Origin of the sequence: Solwaraspora sp. WMMD1047 (assembly GCF_029626155.1) — a bacterium.
Lineage (GTDB): Bacteria > Actinomycetota > Actinomycetes > Mycobacteriales > Micromonosporaceae > WMMD1047.
This window is the reverse complement of the sequence record NZ_JARUBL010000001.1, coordinates 3,823,141-3,840,366: the sequence shown is the minus strand read 5'-3', so window position 1 is coordinate 3,840,366 and position 17,226 is coordinate 3,823,141. Positions and strand designations below refer to the sequence as shown.

Annotated in this window: 17 protein-coding genes; 8 read left to right on the top strand and 9 right to left on the bottom strand. The window is 74.1% G+C overall.

What is annotated here, in order from left to right; genetic code table 11:
* Positions 1-3 precede the first annotated feature (3 nt).
* Complete coding sequence (locus O7627_RS17425; RefSeq protein WP_278094576.1) at positions 4-645, bottom strand: class I SAM-dependent methyltransferase; 642 nt, start codon at positions 643-645, stop codon at positions 4-6.
* Entirely contained in the window at positions 642-1,601 is a 960-nt protein-coding gene (locus O7627_RS17420; protein WP_278098308.1) for an NAD(P)/FAD-dependent oxidoreductase, read from the bottom strand. The genes O7627_RS17425 and O7627_RS17420 overlap by 4 nt, the downstream gene beginning before the upstream one ends.
* 97 nt (positions 1,602-1,698) lie before the next feature.
* Here O7627_RS17420 and O7627_RS17415 point away from each other — a divergent pair, with 97 nt between their 5' ends.
* Positions 1,699-2,295 carry an XRE family transcriptional regulator gene (locus O7627_RS17415; protein WP_278094575.1) on the top strand — a complete coding sequence of 199 codons (597 nt, stop codon included), beginning with the start codon at positions 1,699-1,701 and terminating at the stop codon, positions 2,293-2,295.
* A gap of 144 nt (positions 2,296-2,439) precedes the next feature.
* Here the strand turns inward: O7627_RS17415 and O7627_RS17410 are convergent, their stop codons facing one another.
* A complete protein-coding gene (locus O7627_RS17410) occupies positions 2,440-3,960 on the bottom strand; it encodes an NAD(P)-binding domain-containing protein (protein WP_278098307.1) in 1,521 nt (506 codons plus the stop codon).
* A 159-nt stretch (positions 3,961-4,119) separates the two neighbouring features.
* On the opposite strand from O7627_RS17410, the gene O7627_RS17405 reads away from it, so the two are divergent.
* Positions 4,120-4,464: a metalloregulator ArsR/SmtB family transcription factor gene (locus O7627_RS17405; RefSeq protein ID WP_278094574.1), complete on the top strand. Its 345-nt coding sequence runs from the start codon at positions 4,120-4,122 to the stop codon at positions 4,462-4,464.
* Here the strand turns inward: O7627_RS17405 and O7627_RS17400 are convergent.
* Together O7627_RS17400 and O7627_RS17395 are read right to left on the bottom strand one after the other, a co-directional pair.
* Positions 4,461-5,036, bottom strand: coding sequence for a GNAT family N-acetyltransferase (locus O7627_RS17400; RefSeq protein ID WP_278094573.1), 576 nt, complete (start codon positions 5,034-5,036; stop codon positions 4,461-4,463). The two genes, O7627_RS17405 and O7627_RS17400, sit on opposite strands and share 4 nt — an antisense overlap.
* On the bottom strand, positions 5,033-5,626 hold the full coding sequence (locus O7627_RS17395) for a dihydrofolate reductase family protein (RefSeq protein WP_278094572.1): 594 nt from the start codon (positions 5,624-5,626) through the stop codon (positions 5,033-5,035). Before O7627_RS17395 ends, O7627_RS17400 begins: the two co-directional genes overlap by 4 nt.
* A gap of 246 nt (positions 5,627-5,872) precedes the next feature.
* Here O7627_RS17395 and O7627_RS17390 point away from each other — a divergent pair, with 246 nt between their 5' ends.
* From O7627_RS17390 to O7627_RS17380, 3 genes are read left to right on the top strand one after another with little or no spacing between them, the layout of a single operon-like run.
* Positions 5,873-6,871 carry a tyrosine-type recombinase/integrase gene (locus O7627_RS17390; RefSeq protein WP_278094571.1) on the top strand — a complete coding sequence of 333 codons (999 nt, stop codon included), beginning with the start codon at positions 5,873-5,875 and terminating at the stop codon, positions 6,869-6,871.
* A 21-nt stretch (positions 6,872-6,892) separates the two neighbouring features.
* Positions 6,893-8,449 (top strand): potassium transporter TrkG, encoded by a 1,557-nt coding sequence (locus O7627_RS17385; RefSeq protein WP_278094570.1) that lies wholly within the window; start codon positions 6,893-6,895, stop codon positions 8,447-8,449.
* Positions 8,442-9,110, top strand: coding sequence for a TrkA family potassium uptake protein (locus tag O7627_RS17380; protein ID WP_278094569.1), 669 nt, complete (start codon positions 8,442-8,444; stop codon positions 9,108-9,110). The genes O7627_RS17385 and O7627_RS17380 overlap by 8 nt, the downstream gene beginning before the upstream one ends.
* 23 nt (positions 9,111-9,133) lie before the next feature.
* Here O7627_RS17380 and O7627_RS17375 read toward each other — a convergent pair whose 3' ends face one another.
* On the bottom strand, positions 9,134-10,855 hold the full coding sequence (locus O7627_RS17375; RefSeq protein WP_278094568.1) for an acyl-CoA dehydrogenase family protein: 1,722 nt from the start codon (positions 10,853-10,855) through the stop codon (positions 9,134-9,136).
* 116 nt (positions 10,856-10,971) lie between these two features.
* Here O7627_RS17375 and O7627_RS17370 point away from each other — a divergent pair, with 116 nt between their 5' ends.
* Positions 10,972-11,421: a hypothetical protein gene (locus O7627_RS17370; RefSeq protein WP_278094567.1), complete on the top strand. Its 450-nt coding sequence runs from the start codon at positions 10,972-10,974 to the stop codon at positions 11,419-11,421.
* Positions 11,422-11,548: 127 nt separating this feature from the next.
* On the opposite strand, the gene O7627_RS17365 is transcribed toward O7627_RS17370, so the two are convergent.
* Complete coding sequence (locus O7627_RS17365) at positions 11,549-12,142, bottom strand: thymidine kinase (RefSeq protein WP_278098306.1); 594 nt, start codon at positions 12,140-12,142, stop codon at positions 11,549-11,551.
* Between the two features lie 445 nt (positions 12,143-12,587).
* Between O7627_RS17365 and O7627_RS17360 the strand changes: the two genes are divergently transcribed.
* The gene (locus tag O7627_RS17360) at positions 12,588-13,391 is read left to right on the top strand and encodes an aminoglycoside phosphotransferase family protein (protein ID WP_278094566.1); all 804 of its coding nucleotides are present in this window, start codon (positions 12,588-12,590) and stop codon (positions 13,389-13,391) included.
* A 42-nt stretch (positions 13,392-13,433) separates the two neighbouring features.
* Here the strand turns inward: O7627_RS17360 and O7627_RS17355 are convergent, their stop codons facing one another.
* Together O7627_RS17355 and O7627_RS17350 are read right to left on the bottom strand one after the other, a co-directional pair.
* On the bottom strand, positions 13,434-14,849 hold the full coding sequence (locus O7627_RS17355; RefSeq protein WP_278094565.1) for an MFS transporter: 1,416 nt from the start codon (positions 14,847-14,849) through the stop codon (positions 13,434-13,436).
* 79 nt (positions 14,850-14,928) lie between these two features.
* Positions 14,929-15,708: a glycerophosphodiester phosphodiesterase gene (locus tag O7627_RS17350; protein WP_278094564.1), complete on the bottom strand. Its 780-nt coding sequence runs from the start codon at positions 15,706-15,708 to the stop codon at positions 14,929-14,931.
* 99 nt (positions 15,709-15,807) lie between these two features.
* Here O7627_RS17350 and O7627_RS17345 point away from each other — a divergent pair, with 99 nt between their 5' ends.
* Positions 15,808-17,181 (top strand): Hsp70 family protein, encoded by a 1,374-nt coding sequence (locus O7627_RS17345; RefSeq protein WP_278094563.1) that lies wholly within the window; start codon positions 15,808-15,810, stop codon positions 17,179-17,181.
* Positions 17,182-17,226: the final 45 nt, after the last annotated feature.

Sequence of the window (17,226 nt, the reverse complement as noted above, 5' to 3'; positions counted from 1 at the left end):
GGTTCAGGGCTGGCGCGTGGCGCGCACGACCACGTCGTGCAGCAGGACCGGCTGGCCGCCGGGCCCGGGGACCGGGCGTTGGTGCTCCTCGGCGGTGACGATCTTCCACGCGGCCGCGTCCAGGCCGGCGGTGATGTCGGCGCGGGTGACCGTCGCCGCTGCGGGATGCCCGTGCCCGTGGGCGTGGCCGGTGGAGGGCGGGGTAGGCAGGTGCCCGACGATCAGCAGAGTGCCGCCCGGCGCCACCCAGTCGGAGATGCGCTGGTAGAAGGCGAGTTGCGGCATCGCGGAGTGCGCGTAGTGGGCGGTGACCAGGTCGAAGCGCAGGCCCGGATCCCACGCGGTCAGGTCCGCCTCCACCCACCGGATGGACGCCGCCAGTCCGCTGGCGGTGGCCCGGGCGGCGGCCCGGGCGAGGACGTCGGCGGAGATGTCGGCGGCGGTGACCCGCCACCCGTGGGTGGCCAGCCAGATCGCCTCGGCGCCCGCGCCGCACCCGGCGTCGAGGGCGGTGCCCGGTGCCAGGCCGGCGGTTTCGGCGGCGAGGTACGGGCTGGGTGGGTTGCCGGCCGCGGAGCCGGGCCGGGCGCCGGAGGCCTGCTGCCAGTGCTGTTGCCAGTAGGCCCGGTCGAAGCTGTGCGTCATCGGACGGTCTCCGCGTTCGTCAGCCGGGCGACCGCCCGGTCGGTGTCCTCGGTCACGAGGTCGGCGTTGAGGTGGGCAGCGGCGCGGGCGCCGTCCGCGGCGGCCGCGCCGACCTGGGCGGCCAGGTCGGTGGCGTTACCGGCCACCCACACCCCGGGCACCGAGGTCCGGCCGGTCTGGTCAGCGGCGATGAAGGAACCCATCGGGTGCCGCGTCGCGGTGATCCCGATACCGGCGAACACCTCGGCACGGGCGACCATCCGCGTCGCCACCGTGACGGTCTCGACCGCTACCACCTCGTCGTCGTCGAGGCGGACCCCGGTCAACCGGTCCCCGACGACCGCCAGGCCGGCGACCCTCCCACTGATCACCGGGATGCCGAGCGCGTCGAGTTTCGACCGGTCCGGCCCGCTGAGGTCCTGGTCGTGGCTGAAGTACCGCACGTCGTCGCTCAACTGACGGAACAGCAGCGCCTGGTGGACCGACATCGCCCCGGTGGCGAGCACCCCGATCGCGCGGTCGCGGACCTCCCACCCGTGGCAGTACGGGCAGTGCAGCACGTCGCGGCCCCAGCGCTGCCGCAGTCCGGCGATGTCCGGTAGCTCGTCGACCAGGCCGGTGGCGACAAGCAGCCGGCGCGCGTGCAGAACGGCGCCGTCGCGTGTCATCACTGCGAAGCCCGCGGCGGTGCGCGACACGGCGCTCACCTCCGCGGCGATGATCTCGCCGCCGTAGCGGGTGACCTCGTCGCGGCCACGCGCCAGCAACTCCAGCGGGCTCAGCCCGTCGAGCGCCAGCAGGCCGTGCACCCCCTCCGCCGGCGCGTTGCGCGGCGTGCCGGCGTCCACGACCGTCACGCGCCGCCGGGAACGTGCCAGGATCAGCGCCGCGCTCAACCCGGCGGCGCCGCCACCGACCACCACCACGTCCCGCATGGTCTCTGCCTGTCCCACCATCTGGCCTGCCCTTTCCCTGTCGTCGGCGGTCATGGCTAGATCCTGAGCGGGACGGCCGAGATGCGCAAAGATTCTTGCCAAATGGCAAAATGGCGGGATGGACGAGAACCTGGACCGCACCCTCGACGCGGTCGGCCCGCGGTTGAAGCAGCTGCGGCTGCGCCGCAACATCACCCTCACCGAGCTGGCCGAGGAGACCGGCATCTCCGTCAGCACCCTGTCGCGCCTCGAAGCCGGCCTGCGGCGTCCCACACTCGAACAGATGCTCCCACTGGCCCGCGCCCACAGCGTGACGATCGACGAACTCGTCGACGCGCCACTGACCGGCGATCCCCGCATCAACATGCGCCCCATCGCCGCCGGCGATGGGGCGACAGTCGTGCCCCTGACCCGCAGGCCCGGAGGCATCCAGGCCTACAAGTTCGTCCTGCCGGCCGGCGACGACAACCGGGTACCCGACCTGCGCACCCATGAGGGCTACGACTGGGTCTACGTCCTCAACGGCACGTTGCGTCTGGTCCTCGGCGACGACGACCTCATCCTGCAACCCGGCGAGGCCGCCGAGTTCGACACCCGCACCCCACACTGGTTCGGCGCCACCGGCTCCGGGCCCGTCGAGTTCCTCAGCCTGATCGGCAGACAGGGCGAACGCGCCCACGTCCGCACCACCCCGAAACCAGGCACCCCCCGCTGAGCGGTACCGGGATGGCGGCGAAGGCGGGCGCGTACGAGCCGGTGATGACGTGCAGGGCAGCCACGGCCAGCGGAGCGCCGGCCGTGGCGAGGATCATCGGAACCACCAGGACCGCCGGCGAGAGGGGCGCGTCGGCGGCCGCGGTCACGAGCAGCAGCTGCCACCGGCGGACGTGGTGAGGCTGATCAGGCCGGTGACGCTGGGCGGCGCGTCGGGTTGTTCGGTGAGCGCGGCGATCTGCAGGGCGATGTCGGGGTTAAGTCCGATCTTGTCAGCGGCGGCGCGGACGGCGTCGGTGGTGCTGGCCGCGGCGGGCAGCAGGGCCATGGTCGTGGTGGCCAGTGTGATCGGTACGTCCGGGGTGAGACCGAAGCGGGCGGCGATCTCCCGGGCGGCGTTCTCGGCCACCAGGTCGACGCTGCACACGCCGGTGGCGGGCAGGTCGAGTCGCACGTCGTCGGCGGCGTCGAAGTCGCCGGCGAGCGCGGCGGCGATGGAGCGGACCTGCTCGTAGCCGGTGGCCATCAGAAACGTCGGGGCCCGGCCGTAGGACTTCATGCCGACGGCATAGTAGTTCGGTTCGGGCTGTCCGAGTTCGCGGTAGCCGTGCGGGGTGACGGTGCCGCAGGAGTGTTCGTTCGGGTCGATCAGGTCCGCCAGGGCGCGGGTGCAGCCCAGGATCGGGTCCAGGTCCAGGCGCAGCTCACCGGCGGCGCTGTGGTCCGGGCGGAAGCCGGTCGCCGAGACCACCCGGTCACCGGTCAGGGTACGACCGTCGGCGGCGACCAGGGTGACGGCGGCACCGTCGCGGCGCACCGCGTGCACGCCGAAGCCGGTCACCAGGGTCAGCTTGCCGGTGTCGACCAGGGAGTGCAGGCCGGCGCCGAGCGCGCCGCGGGCAGGCAGCTCGTCGGCGTCCTCGCCGCCGAAGGCCCGCTGCGGGGAGCCGCCGCGCACCGCCCAGGTGATCCGGGTGCCCGGCTCGGCCTCGGCGAGCCGGGCCAGGTCCAGCAGCGTGTTCGCGGCCGAGTGCCCGGAACCGACGACGATGGTGTGCCGGCCCGCGTGGTGGCCGCGGGCGGCGCCGAGCACGTCGGGCAGCGCCGGGTCGATCAGGTCGGCGGCCGCCGCCTCGCCGTGGGCGGGCAGCCCGTTGACGCCGAGCGGGTTCGGCGTACGCCAGGTGCCGGAGGCGTCGATGACCGCGCTGGCGGTGAACTCGGTGCCGTCCGCGAGGCGGACCACGAAGGGCAGGTCGGCACGGCCGGCGGTGCGGACCCGGTCGGCACCGACCCGGCTGATCGCGGTGACCCGCGCCCCGAGGCGCAGGTTCGGTGCGATGGCCGGCAGCGTCGCCAGGGGTTGCAGATACCGGTCGACCAGCTCACCGCCGGTGGGCAGGTCCTCGTCGTCCGGGGCGGCCCAGCCGGCGGCGTCGAGCAGCCGGCGGGCGGCGGCGTCGATGTCGTAGCGCCAGGGGCTGAACAGCCCGACGTGCGCCCACTGCCGGACCGACGCGCCGACCTGGTCGCCGGCCTCCAGGATCACGAACGCCACGCCCTGCTCGTGCAAATGGGCGGCGGCGGCCAGCCCGACCGGGCCGGCGCCGATCACCAGCACCGGCGGCGGACCGGGATCGGTCGGGGTGGGTCCGTCACTGTTCATCGCGGGCGCTCCCTCGTTGCGGTCGGGTCGGGCGGCGGGCGCCTGGCGACCCACCGCGCTCGGATTCGACATGCCCCGAATCCGATTCGACATCTCTCGAATCCGATGGGCATCGAAGCCAAGGTTGCACATGGCTTTGATGTCTGTCAACCTCGACACATGTCGAAACCGTCGCCGGTGTCAGCGACCGCACTCTGCTGTGTCCCGCTGGCGCAACAGCGCATCACCGCGCCCGACGCCGGCGCCCTCGCGCTCGCGTTCAAGGCACTCGGGGATCCGATCCGGCTGCAGCTGATGTCGATGATCGCGTCGGCCCCGGGCGGCGAGATCTGCGTCTGCGACCTCACCCCGGCCTTCACCATCTCCGGCACGACGATCTCGCACCACCTGAAGGTGCTGCGCGAGGCCGGCCTGGTCGATGCCGAGCGACGCGCCAGCTGGGTCTACTACCGGCCGCGCCCGCAGCTGTTGCGGCAGTTGTCCACGCTGCTCGCCGTCGGCTAGGCCGCAGTGCGCCACTCGTCGGCGAGCAGGGCGTACCCGACGCAGTCGAGCCACTGGCCGCAACGGTGCAGCGAGTCCCGCACGGTATGGAACTCGCGGCGCATCCCGACGCGTTCCATCAGCCGCCACGACGCCTCGTTGGCGGCGAAGCAGGTGGCCGTCACGCGATGCAGCCCGAGATCCTGGAAGCAGACCCGGAGCAGCTCACCAACGGCCTCGGTGGCGAATCCGTGGCCGGCGTGTGCCGGGTGCAGCACCCAGCCCAGCTCCGCCTGCACGCCGCGGGCGCGGTCGGCGATCTCCGCCTGGGCCCAGGCGTCCTCGATCTTCAGCATGAGATCGCCGATGACCTCCCCGTGGTGCTCGATCACGAGCGTCCTGGCGAGGCTGGCCGGGTCCTGGAACCACCTGCGGTGCTCCTCCAGGGTGGCGGAGGCGCGGGTGAGCCAGCGGCTGACGTCCGCGCGTTGGCGGAACCGCCAGGTGGCGTCGGCGTCGGCGGTGGTCGCCGGCCGCACCGTCAGTCGCTCGGTGTGCCGCGGCCAGGTCAACGAGGCCAATGCGGTGTTCATGATCCTGGACGCGCGTTCCGGACGGCGTACCGGTGGAGCGTGACGCCCTGGTCGAAGCGCGCCTGTTCGAGCAGGTCCAGCTCCACCGGTACGTCGGGCCCGTCGAACAGCGGCCGGCCGGCGCCGAGGATGACCGGATGGGTGAAGAGCAGCAGCTCGTCGAGGAGCCCGGCCCGTAGCAGCGCGGTGGCCAGGGTAGCCCCGCCGACGCCGATGTCGCCCTCGGTCTGCGATCGCAGGTCCGCGAGGGCGCCGACCGCGTCGGCGCCACCCAGCACCCGGGTGTCGTACCCGGCGCTGGTGCGGGTGCGCGACACCAGGACCTTGGGCATCGAGGTCCAGATCTCGCCGTACTCGCGCAGGTGGTCAGGGAGGGCGTCGTCGTCGCGCGCCGCCGGCCAGAACCGCTCCATCGTTTCGTAGATGGTGCGTCCCTGGACCATCAGCGACAGCGCCCGGGCCCGGGAGTTGAACTCGCGGTGCAGGGACTCGCCGATCCGCATCCACGATCCGCCGCCCTGCTCGCCGTGGGCGTGTTCGATCCTCAGGTCGAGGGAGACGTTCATCCAGTACACGAACCGGCCCGGCATCGGTGTCCTCACAAGTGGTAGCGGCCTGCACCTTGCTGCCGAGACCGTAGCGGGGGCGTCCGACATCCACCGGACTCGCTACGCACCATAACTGTCATTATGGTGCGCGCGTCCGAGAAACCCCCCTCGGGCAATTACCGGATTTCCATTGCCGGTAATTCGGTAATGAGCATGCCGGAACCGTGATCGAATCCGTTCGGGCGCGCCTGCGCGGCGCGTCCCCACCGAGCTGAGAACCTTTCTCGCATGCACCGTTCCACCCCCGGCGCCGTCACCCCACGCCGGCCGTCCAAGGCCGCCCTGATCAGGGGACCGGTCGACTTCACCGAGGCGTGGCTGCGCAACCGCCGGCTCTCCGAACACACCCGGGCGGCGTACCGCCGCGACATCGCCGGCTGGCTGGCCTGGTGCGCGGGCCGGGAACTGGACCCGCTACGGGCCAGCTTCCTCGACGTCAACGCCTACGGCCGGGACCTGGAGTCCACCGTCGATCCGCGCAGCGGGCGGCCGTTCACCCCGGCCACCGTGGCCCGCAAACTGTCCGCGCTGTCGAGCTGGTACGAATTCCTGGTCAAACTCGGCGCGGTGCCGGCGAACCCGGTCACCGGCGCCGACCGGCCCCGGGTCAGCCGGGACCACTCGGCCACCATCGGGCTGGCCCCCGACGAGGTCGACGCGCTGCTGGCCGCCGCCGACGCCGAAACCGGCCCGACCGCCGCCCGCAACCGGGCGGCGCTGGCCCTCCTGGCCGACCTGGGACTGCGGGTCGGGGAACTGGTATCCCTGGACCTGGCCGACCTCGGACACGAACGCGGCCACCGCAGCCTGCGGTTCACCGGCAAGGGCGGCCGGCCCCGCCGCCGGGCGCTCGCGCCCGGCACCGCACGCGCCGTCGACGCCTACCTGGCCGAGCGGGCGGCCAGCGGGCGGCTGCCGGCCGACCGGGTCAGCGGGCCGCTGCTGGTCACCGCCAGCGGCGCCCGGCTGGACCGGCACGCGGTGTTCCGGCTGGTGCGGCGGCTGGCCCGGATCGCCGGCCTGCCGGCCTGGTCGAAGCTGTCGCCGCACTCGCTGCGGCACGCCTTCGCCACCACCGCCCGCGGCGAAGGCGTGCCGCTGGAGGACGTCCAGGACGCGATGGGGCACGCCGACCCGCGTACCACCCGCCGCTACGACCGGGACCGGCACAACCTGGACCGGGACCCGTCGTACGCGATCTGGGCGGCCCGCGCCCGGCGCGGCTGACCGGTACCGGAGGATGGGCCGGTGGATCCCGTCTGGTGGCAACTGACGCTGGGGCTGGCCGCCGTGGTCGCCGTCTTCGCGGCGATGGCCGTCGGCGTGCTGCTGCTGGCCTGGACACCGGTGAGCCGGGCCGGAGCGGGTCCGCGACGGCGTCGGCGGCCGGGGCTGCCGGTGCGCCGGCTCGTCCGGGCGGTCAGGACCGCCGTACGCGGGCCGCGCCGGGTCACCGCCGCCTGGTCGTCGCGGCTGTCCGACGCCCTGCGCCACCCGGCCCGCCTGGTGGTGGTGGGCTTCGCGACCGCGGTGCTGGCCGGCACGGGACTGCTGTCGCTGCCGTTCGCCACCGCCAGCGGCACCGGCGCCGGCTGGGTGGTGGCGTTGTTCACCGCCACCTCGGCGGTCTGCGTGACCGGCCTGGTGATCGAGGACACCGGCACCTACTGGTCCGGATTCGGCGAGGTGGTGATCCTCGGCCTGATCCAGATCGGCGGGTTCGGGATCATGACGCTCGCGTCGCTGCTGGGGCTGCTGGTCGCCCGCCGGCTGCGATTCCGGCTGCAACTGGGCACCCAGGCCGAGACGAAGACCCTGGCGGTCGGCGACGTACGACGGGTGGTGCTCGGCGTCCTGCGGGTGAGCGTGCTCGTCGAACTGGCGGTGACGGCCCTGCTGACCTGGCGGTTCGCCTGGGGCTACGGCGAGACCTGGGAGCGGGCCGGCTACCTGGGGGTGTTCCACGCGGTGTCGGCCTTCAACAACGCGGGCTTCGGCCTGTACCCGGACAGCCTGGTGCGGTTCGTCGACGACCCGCTGGTCTGCCTGCCGATCGTGGCGGCGGTCATCATCGGCGGGCTCGGCTTCCCGGTGCTGTTCGAGCTGCGCCGGCAGTGGCGGGAACCCCGCCGGTGGTCCCTCCACACCAAGATCACCCTGTGGGCGTCGGCCGCGCTGATCGTGATCGGCTGGGCGGCGATCAGCCTGAGCGAGTGGTCCAACCGGGCCACCCTCGCCCCGCTGGACCCGGGCGGGAAGCTGCTGGCCGGATTCACCCAGGCCGTGATGCCCCGTACCGCCGGCTTCAACAGCATCGACGTGGCCGGCATGAACGACGTCAGCCTGCTCGTGACCGACCTGCTGATGTTCATCGGCGGCGGCAGCGCCGGCACCGCCGGCGGCATCAAGGTCACCACGTTCGTGCTGCTCGGCTTCGTGGTCCTGGCCGAGATCCGCGGCGAGCCCAGCGTGCACGCCCTGGGCCGGCGGCTGCCCTCCGGTGTCCAACGGCAGGCGCTGACCATCGTCCTGCTCTCCGCCGCCGCCGTCGCGGTGTCCACCCTGGTGCTGCTGGCACTCACCCCGTTCCGGCTGGATCAGGTGCTGTTCGAGGTGGTCTCCGCGTTCGCCACCGTCGGCCTGTCCACCGGCATCACCGCGCAGCTCGGCACCGCCGGGCATGTCATCCTCGTCGTGCTGATGTTCATCGGCCGGATCGGACCGATCACCGCCGCCGCGGCGCTGGCCCTGCGGGAGCGGACCCGCCGCTACGAACTACCCGAGGAGCGACCCATCGTTGGCTAGGAAACCGGACACCGACAAGCGCATCGCCGTACTCGGCCTCGGCCGGTTCGGCGGTTCGCTGGCCCTGGAACTGATGCGCCAGCGGTGGGAGGTCATCGGGGTGGACGCCAACCCGGCGGTGGTGCAGGGCTACGCCGACCAGCTCACCCACGCGGCCGTGGCCAACACCACCGAGGAGACCGCGCTGCGCCAGCTCGGCATAACCGACCTGACGCACGCGGTGGTCGGCATCGGCACCGACCTGGAGGCCGGCATCCTCACCACCTCGCTGCTGGCAGACCTCGGAGTGGCCAACATCTGGGCCAAGGCGGTCAGCCGCCAGCACGCCCGCATCCTGGAACGCGTCGGCGCACACAACGTGGTGCTGCCCGAACACGAGATGGGCGAACGGGTCGCGCACCTGGTCACCGGCCACATCCTCAACTTCATCGAGTTCGAGGACGACTACGCCCTGGTGAAGACCCGGGCACCGGCGGAGGCCACCGACCGCACCCTGGCGGACTCCGAACTGCGCACCCGGTACGGGGTGACCGTGGTGTCGATCAAGCGACCGGGGGAGAACTTCACCTACGCCACCGCCGGCACCACCCTCTACGCCGGGGACATCCTCATCGTCGCCGGCCGCACCCGCGACGTGGAGGCCTTCGCCAGCCTCGGCTGACCGCGCCGGGCCGCTGCGGGGCGTCAGCAGAGCAGGTCGACGTGCGCGTGCGCGGCGGCGGCGATGTCGTCGCCGCGCAGCCACCGCCGAGCCCACAGCGGTGCCGCCACGGCGGCCACCGGATCCCCGCCGGACCCGTCCGCGGCCTGCGCGGCCAGCTCGGCCAGCAGCGCCGTGGCCAACGCGTACGCCATCCGCAGCGCGAGTCCGCGGGCGCCCGCGACCACCGCCGCCGCGCCCGGGTCGGCGGCGACCGGAGCGAGCGCGGCCCGCAGCCCGGCGGCCGTGTCCGCGAGCGCGTCCGCCAGCGCAGGGTCGAGCCGTACGGCGGTGTCGGCGGCCTCCTCCAGCCGGGTCAGCAGCGGCTCCGCGGCACCGCGGGCGGCCGAACGCAGCACGTCCAGGGCGAGCACGTTCGTGGTGCCCTCCCAGATCGGCAGCACCTGGGCGTCGCGCAGCAGCCGCGGCACGCCGGTGTCCTCGACGTAGCCGGCGCCGCCGAAGCACTCCACGTACTCGGCGGCCGAGGCGACCGCCAGCCGGCCGGTGGCCAGCTTCGCCAGCGGCGCCACGATCCGCAGCTCGGCGGCGGCGGCCGGATCGGCGGCCACCTCGACCCGGCCCAGCAGCGCGAACGCGTGGCCGGCCAGCACGAACGCGCCGGCCGCGTCGACGGCCAGCGCGCCCAGGGTGGCCCGGTGCAGCGGGGAGTCGGCCAGCCGCCCACCGGCGACCTGGCGGACCTCGGCGAACGCCCGCGCGTACGCCAGGCCCCGGCGCATCCCGGCGGCGGCCGCGGCGGCGTTGTGCAGCCGGGTCACCACCACCAGCGTCATCGCCCGGGACAGGCCGGGAGAAGCCGGGTCGCCCAACGGCAGCGCGTACGCGTCCCGCAGGCCGATCTCGGCGGTCGGCAGCGCCCAGGTGCCGAGCTTGTCCTTGAGTCGGTGCACGGTGACGCCCGGGGCGGGCGCGCCGGCCGGCGCGTCGACCGGCGCCAGCGGCGAGTCGTCCGCGTAGCGGGGCACCAGGAACGGCACCAACACCCGACTGCCGGCGCCGGCGTCCGCCGGCCGGGCCAGCGCGACCGCCATCGCCGAGTCGGCGGCCGAACAGAACCACTTCTCGCCGGTGAGCCGCCACGACCCGTCCGCGGCGGGGTGGCCGACGGTGGTGGAACGGGCCAGGTCGGAGCCGCCCTGCGACTCGGTCATCCACTGCCCGCTGGTGATCGCGGTGGCCGGGTCGGTCGACAGCAGCCGGGGCAGCCACTCCTGCCGTGCCGCCGGGTCGACCTCCGGCAGGCTCAGCAGCGCCGCCGCCCCGTCGGCCATCGCCACCGGGCAGGAGAAGGTGGCCGACTCCGGGCCGTACAGGTGCAGCAGGGCGTGCTGAACGACCCGGGCCGCCGGGCCGAAGGTGGCGCGGGCACCCGGCTGGTAGGGCAGCGCCACCACCGCGTGCCGGGCGGCCGCGGCGCGTTGGGCCTGCCAGCCGGCGCTGGTGTCGATCCGGTCGATCCGCGCCCCCCACGGGTCGTAGCGCACCAGCACCGGCGGGTTCGCCTCGGCCTGGGCGTGGGCGGTACGCAGCGGGCCGGCCACGTCGGCGGCCAGGGCGGTCAGCCGGTGCGCCGCGGCGGCGTGCCCGGCCGGGCCGAGGCGCCGGTCCAGCCAGCCGCGCAGCAGCGGGTCGCCGGTGTACGGGTCGGCCGGCGCGGGCACCTGTTGCACGTAGCGGGCCATCGGTCCTCCGGCGCGGTCGGGGTGGGACCCAGCCGACGCTAGACGACCCGGCGCGGCGGTGGCCAGCTTCGCCGGTGTCGCTGCGCCGACCGGGGCGCGGTCCCTACCGTCGAGAGATGGCCGACTTCACGCATCCGACCCGGCCCCGCCGGACGGCGCGGGCCGTCCTGCTGGGCGCCGCGGTGGTGGTGCTGGTCTGCCTGGTCGGGGCGACCGGGCTCGGGCTGTGGAACTACCAGTCGGTGCGGGGCGCGCGGGAGCCGGCCCGGCAGGTCGCCGAGGCGTTCCTCGGCGACCTGGTCGTCGGGGACGCGTCCGCCGCGTACGACCGGCTCTGCGCCGGCACCCGGGACCGCTGGCAGCGGTTGGAGTTCGAGCGGTGGCTGGGCGGGCAGCCGGCGATCAGCCGGTACACCGTGCGGGAGGTGAGCGTGGTTACCCGTGACGGGCGGCCGCGGGGCACGGTCACCGCCGAGCTGACCGAGCGGTCCGGCAAGGTGCGCACCCACCCGCTGACCGTGGTCGACGAGGACGGTGACTGGCGGGTCTGCGGGGACCCGTACTGATGGCCGGGTCACCCCGTCGTCGCGGCCAGGGTGTCCGCGCGGCGCGGCGCGGCGCCCGGGCGGCGGCGTCGGCACCGGCCGGCAGCGGGCTCACCCGCCAGTGTGGGCGGTGGTTCGGGGCCGGCGCTCAGCCGGGACCGAGGTCGCCGGTGCGGTGGTGCCGGCGACACAGCACCTGGTAGCGCACCTCCGCCGCGTCGGCGGTGTCGCCGATGACCACCCGGGCGCCCTCGCGGGCGACCACCCCGTCGACCACCCGCGCGTTGAGCAGCCCGGCGCGGCCGCACCAGCACAGCACCTCGACCTGGATGCGGCACACCTCGTCGGCGAGTTCGAACAGCCGCTGCGCGGCCGGGAACAGGCAGGACCGGAAGTCGCTGGCCAGCCCGAACGCGAACACGTCGACGTCGTAGCGGTCGACCAGCTCGGCCATCTGTTCGACGTGCGCGACCCCGTAGAAGCAGGCCTCGTCGCAGATCAGGTAGTCGACCCGGAAGCCGTCGGCCCACCGGCCGCGTACCAGCGCCACCAGGTCCAGGTCGTCGGTGACCTCGATCGCCTCGTGGGCCAGGCCGATCCGGGTGGTCACCTGCGGGCCCAGGGACCGGTCTATGCGGGTCAGCACCAGCCCGTTGCGGCCCTGCCGGGCGTGGTTGTAGTTCATCTGCAGGGCCATGGTGGACTTGCCGCAGTCCATCGGACCCCAGAAGAACTTCAGCATCGCGCCGTGCCGCAGCCGGCCGTCACCGGCGGCCAGGCAGGCGGTCGCCAGCGCGGACGCCTCTCCCGGCGGGGGAGGCGATCCGGCGGGGACGTCGTCGGTCGTCACGGTCGGGCAGCCTAGGCCACCGGCGCCAGCCGGCCCGCCGCGACCTGCCGCAGTGTGCCCCAGCCCGCCCACCGGGGCGCACCGGCGTCGATATTCGGTGGAGGTCCGAGCGGTACGGCCGATACCTTCGGGGCCGGTCCACCGGAATCGAGGAGGTCGGCATGGCACGCATGGTCCGCGGTGAGGTCGCCGTTGCCGCCACGACCCGGGAGCTCCCCACCGGCTGAGCTGCCCGCCTCGTGGCGGTACCACCGGCCGTCGGGTCCGTCCCGGCGGTCCGCACCTCGGCGTCCCCGGCGCCGGGTCACCGCTTACCGCACCGACACGAGGAGACTCCGTGACATCCCCATCATCCTTCGAGCCGTTCGACGCGGCCGAGGGCGGACCCAGCCACGTCACCCGAACCGGCCAGACCGTCCGGCGAGCAGCCCGACCCTGGACCGGCACCGTCCACGCCCTGCTGCGTCACCTGGCCGACGTCGGGTTCACCGGTGCGCCCCGGGTGGTCGGCGACGGCTTCGACACCGACGGCAACGAGGTCCTCAGCCACATCGAGGGCGACATCGGCCACCCGCGCGCCTGGTCGGACCAGGGCGTCTGGCAGGCCGGTCGACTGCTGCGCGACCTGCACACCGCCACCGCCACCTTCCGGCCGCCGCCGGGCGGCGGCTGGCAGCCGTGGTGGATGCACGACCCCGACGCGCCGGATCCGGTCATCGGGCACTGCGACGCCGGCCCGTGGCACACCGTGGCCCGCGACGGCCTGCCGGTCGCGTTCATCGACTGGACCCTGGCCGGCCCGGTCGACCGCCTCGACGAGGTGGCGGCGGCGGCCTGGTGGCACGCCCAACTGCACGACGACGACGTCGCGCGCCGGCACGACCTGCCCGGTCCGGCGGCCCGCGCCCGCCAGCTCGGGCTGTTCCTCGACGGCTACCGGCTGCCCGCCGCCGCCCGCGACGGCCTCGTCACCCGGATGATCGAGGTCGCGGTCCGGGACTGCGCGGCCGAGGCGCGGCGGGCCGGGATCACCCCGGACTCGACCGACGCCGCGCCCCTGTGGTCGCTGGCCTGGCGGGCCCGCGCCGCGGACTGGATGATCCGCCACCGCACCCGGCTGGAGCACGCCGTCCGGGTGTGACCGGCACCGGTGGGCCGCCGACAGCCAGTCGGCGGCCCACCGTCACAGCAGCCGGGGCGGGGTGTTGCCGGCCGCCACGATCGCCCGCCGGATCGGCACCGCCAGCAGCAGCACGAATCCGATCACGAAGAACGCCAGCAGCGAGATGATCGCCACCCGGTAGCTCTCGGTGGCCCCGTAGGCGACGCCGAACAGCAGCGGACCCAGCCAGCTCGTGCCCTTGTCGGAGATCTCGTAGAGGCCGAAGTACTCGCCCTCCTTGCCCTTGGGGATCAGCTGGCTGAACAGCGACCGGCTCAACGCCTGGCTGCCGCCGAGCACCAGGCCGATCCCGCCGCCGAGCGCGATGAACGGCAGCGCCTGACCGGCCGGCAGCTGGTAGGCGATCACCAGCACCACCGTCCAGAGCACCAGGCTGATCAGCACGGTCTTCCAGGCGCCGATCCGCTTCGCCAGCCACCCCATGCCCAGCGCGCCGAAGAACGCCAGGAACTGCACCATCAGGATGGTCGGCACCAGCACGTCGTCGGAGAGCTGCAGCTCCTCGGTGCCGTAGACGGCGGCCAGCGCGATCACCGTCTGGATGCCGTCGTTGTAGACCAGGTAGGCGATCAGGAAGAACAACGTCAACGGGTACGCCTTGAGGCTGCGCAGGGTGTGCCACAACTGCCGGAACCCGTCGATCAGCGGGGAGCCCTGCGCCGCCCCGGCGGCGGGTGGCCGGTTGCGCAGCCGCAGCAGCGGGATGGTGGTGAACGCCGCCCACCAGAGGCCGGCCGACACGATGCTGTAGCGGGCCACCTGCCCGGTGTCCAGCCCGAGGGAGTCCTTGAACAGCACCGCCACCACGTTGAGCGCCAGCAGCGTGCCGCCGCCGAGGTAGCCGATCGCCCAGCCGACGCTGGACACCCCGTCGCGTTCGTCCGGGCCGGCCAGCTGCGGCAGGAACGAGTAGTAGACGACGATGCTGGCCCCGAAGGCGATGTTGGCCAGCAGGAACAGCCCGGCGCCGAGCAGGTACCGGTCCCCGGTCAGGAACACCATCGCGACGGTGGCCGCCGACCCCAGGTACGCGAAGACCGCCAGCAGTTCCTTCTTGTACGGCGACCGGTCGGCGATCGCCCCCACCACCGGCAGCACGAACACGGTCAGGAACACCGACAGCGACACCATGTACGGAAACAGCGAGCCGGGTGCGATGTCGAAGCCGAGCAGGTCGATGGTGCGGCCCCGGCACGGATCGTCGGAGTCGCAGCCGGCGCCGGCCTTGGCGATGACGGTCAGGTACGGCCCGAGGAAGACCGTCACCACGGTGGTCGAGAACGCCGAGTTGGCCCAGTCGTAGAAGTACCAGCCGGTGCGTTCCCGGCGGGTGCTCAACGGCTGCCCACCACCGTCGGCGGGGGTGTCGCCGCCGGGTCCGGCGCGGTCGGCGGGCGGTACGTCACGGTCGGCCATCGGTGGCGTCCTTCGGGCAGGCGGGGCGGCGCGGGTGCGGTGCGGAACGGCGGGACGGGTGGAGCGTCGGCGGCCCGGGCTACCCGACGGGGTCGGGTGGCCAGTGGCCGCGGCTGGCGTACACGTCGCGCAGCACGTCGACGTGATCGGTCATGATGCCATCCACACCCAGCTCCAGTAACTCGTGCATCTCGGTGGGTTCGTCGATCGTCCAGACATGCACCTGCAGCCCGAGCCGGTGCGCGTAGGCGACGAGCCGCCGGTCCACCACCGGCAGCCGCCCGTACCGGACGGGCACCTGGGCGGCCACCACCGACGGCGGCAGCCGCAGCGGCCGGCCGGCAAGCGACCCGATCCGCAGCCGGGCCACCCCGCGCATGCCGAGTGAGGTGGCCACCTTCGGACCGGCCAGGGCCCGCAACCGGGCCAGCCGGGCGTCGCTGAACGAGGCCAGCAGGACCCGGTCGGCCGCGCCGGTGCGCTCGAGGGTGCGGACCGTCGGTTCGGCCCCGCCGTCGGCCTTGACGTCGATGTTGAACCGCACCTGCGGCCAGCCGCCGAGCACCTCGTCCAGGCGCGGCACGGCGGCCGCCCCGCCGACCCGTACCGTGGCCAGGTCGGCCCAGGTCAGGTCGGCCAGCCGCCCCGGTTCGCCGGTGAGCCGCCGCAGCGTCGCGTCGTGGAAGACCACCGGGACACCGTCGCGGGTGGCGTGCACGTCGGTTTCGACGTACCGGTAACCGAGCGCGATCGCCCGCGCGAACGCCGCCCCGGTGTTCTCGTCGCCGTGCGCGGCCCCGCCGCGGTGCGCGAAGGCCAGCGGGGTGGCGGCGTCGAGGTAGCTGGTCGGGCGCGTCACGCTGGGCAGTATGCCCGGCGCCGGTGTCGCGCGGGTGACCGGCAGGCGGACGGCGCCGGCACCCGGGTCGATGCCGGGCCGGCCCAGTAGGGTGTCGCCATGCGTGTGCTCGCCGTCGACTTCGGCACCTCCAACACGGTGGCGATGGTCCGCGGCGCGGACGGCCGCGCCCGCCCGTTGCTGTTCGACGGCGCCCCGCTGCTGCCGTCGGCGGTCTACCTCGACCAGCAGGGGCGGCTGCTGGTCGGCCGGGACGCGGAACGGTCGGCCCGGCTGGACCCGGCCCGGTTCGAGCCCAACCCGAAGCGGCGCGTCGACGACGGCACGGTGCTGCTCGGTGATCGGGAACTGCCGGTGCCGGAGTTGGTGGCGGCGGTGCTGCGGCAGGTCGGCGCCGAGGCGTACCGGCAGCTCGGCGGGGTCGACGAGCTGCGCCTGACCCACCCGGCGCGATGGGGTGAGCAGCGCCGCCAGGTGCTGGTGACGGCGGCGCGGGCGGCCGGCCTGCCGGTGCCCCGGCTGGTCGCCGAGCCGGTCGCGGCGGCCTCCTACTACACGGCGGTGCTCGGTTCGGCGGTGCCGCCCGGACGCGCGCTCGCCGTCTACGACCTGGGCGCGGGCACCTTCGACGCGTCGGTGGTGCGGCGCACCCCCACCGGGTTCGACGTGCTGGCCGAGCAGGGGCTGGCCGAGGTGGGTGGGCTCGACTTCGACCAGGCGCTCGTCGAACATCTGGGGCGCGGCTATTCGGAGTCCCGTACCCAGATGTGGAACAGCCTGGTCGCACCGGCCGACCCGGGGCAGCGCCGGCAGCGGGCGCTGCTCTACGACGACGTACGCGGCGCGAAGGAGATGCTGTCGCGCACCACCCGCGCCGACGTGCACCTGCCGGCGTTGGACATCTCCGCGCACGTCACCCGGGACGAGTTGGAGACGCTGATCCGGCCGCTGCTGGCCCGTACCGTGGACTGCCTGGCCCGGGCGGTGGCCGCGGCCCGGCTGGCGCCGGCCGACCTGGTCGGCATCTTCCTGGTCGGCGGGTCCAGCCGGATTCCGCTGGCGGCGCATCTGATCCACACCGGGCTCGGGGTGGCGCCGACCACCCTGGAGCAGCCGGAGACGGTGGTGGCCGAGGGCGCGTTGTGCCTGGGCGCGCCGACCGGGGTGCCGCACGGCGGGCATTCGGGGGTGCCCAGGCCGGTGACGGGGGCGCATCCGACGGCCCGCGCCCGGGTCGCGGCCGCCTCGCCGGTGGTGACGGCGCTGCCGACCAGCGGGGCGCCGGTCTCCCCGGCGTTCGCGCCGCCGCCGACCCCACCGCCGCGGCCGCCGGTGATCGCCGCGCCGGTGGCGGCCCGACCACCGGCGCCGACCCGATCGTGGTACGAGGAGCCGCTGGCCGCCTGGACGGCCGCGCTCGGTGCCATGGTGGTGATCGCGCTGGTGGTGCTGCTCGTCGTGGCGCTGCGCTGAGCGGGGCGATCACCGTGCCGGTCAGCGGTTTGGGCGCTGGCACCG

Bases quoted from the DNA above. Each gene is read 5' to 3' on its own strand.
- O7627_RS17375 (WP_278094568.1), bottom strand. From the start codon at position 10,855: ATGGCCCGCTACGTGCAACAGGTGCCCGCGCCGGCCGACCCGTACACC.
- O7627_RS17370 (WP_278094567.1), top strand. From the start codon at position 10,972: ATGGCCGACTTCACGCATCCGACCCGGCCCCGCCGGACGGCGCGGGCC.
- O7627_RS17355 (WP_278094565.1), bottom strand. From the start codon at position 14,849: ATGGCCGACCGTGACGTACCGCCCGCCGACCGCGCCGGACCCGGCGGC.
- O7627_RS17400 (WP_278094573.1), bottom strand. From the start codon at position 5,036: ATGAACACCGCATTGGCCTCGTTGACCTGGCCGCGGCACACCGAGCGA.
- O7627_RS17365 (WP_278098306.1), bottom strand. From the start codon at position 12,142: ATGCTGAAGTTCTTCTGGGGTCCGATGGACTGCGGCAAGTCCACCATG.
- O7627_RS17390 (WP_278094571.1), top strand. From the start codon at position 5,873: ATGCACCGTTCCACCCCCGGCGCCGTCACCCCACGCCGGCCGTCCAAG.
- O7627_RS17410 (WP_278098307.1), bottom strand. From the start codon at position 3,960: ATGAACAGTGACGGACCCACCCCGACCGATCCCGGTCCGCCGCCGGTG.
- O7627_RS17395 (WP_278094572.1), bottom strand. From the start codon at position 5,626: ATGCCGGGCCGGTTCGTGTACTGGATGAACGTCTCCCTCGACCTGAGG.
- O7627_RS17425 (WP_278094576.1), bottom strand. From the start codon at position 645: ATGACGCACAGCTTCGACCGGGCCTACTGGCAACAGCACTGGCAGCAG.
- O7627_RS17415 (WP_278094575.1), top strand. From the start codon at position 1,699: ATGGACGAGAACCTGGACCGCACCCTCGACGCGGTCGGCCCGCGGTTG.
- O7627_RS17345 (WP_278094563.1), top strand. From the start codon at position 15,808: ATGCGTGTGCTCGCCGTCGACTTCGGCACCTCCAACACGGTGGCGATG.
- O7627_RS17420 (WP_278098308.1), bottom strand. From the start codon at position 1,601: ATGGTGGGACAGGCAGAGACCATGCGGGACGTGGTGGTGGTCGGTGGC.
- O7627_RS17405 (WP_278094574.1), top strand. From the start codon at position 4,120: ATGTCGAAACCGTCGCCGGTGTCAGCGACCGCACTCTGCTGTGTCCCG.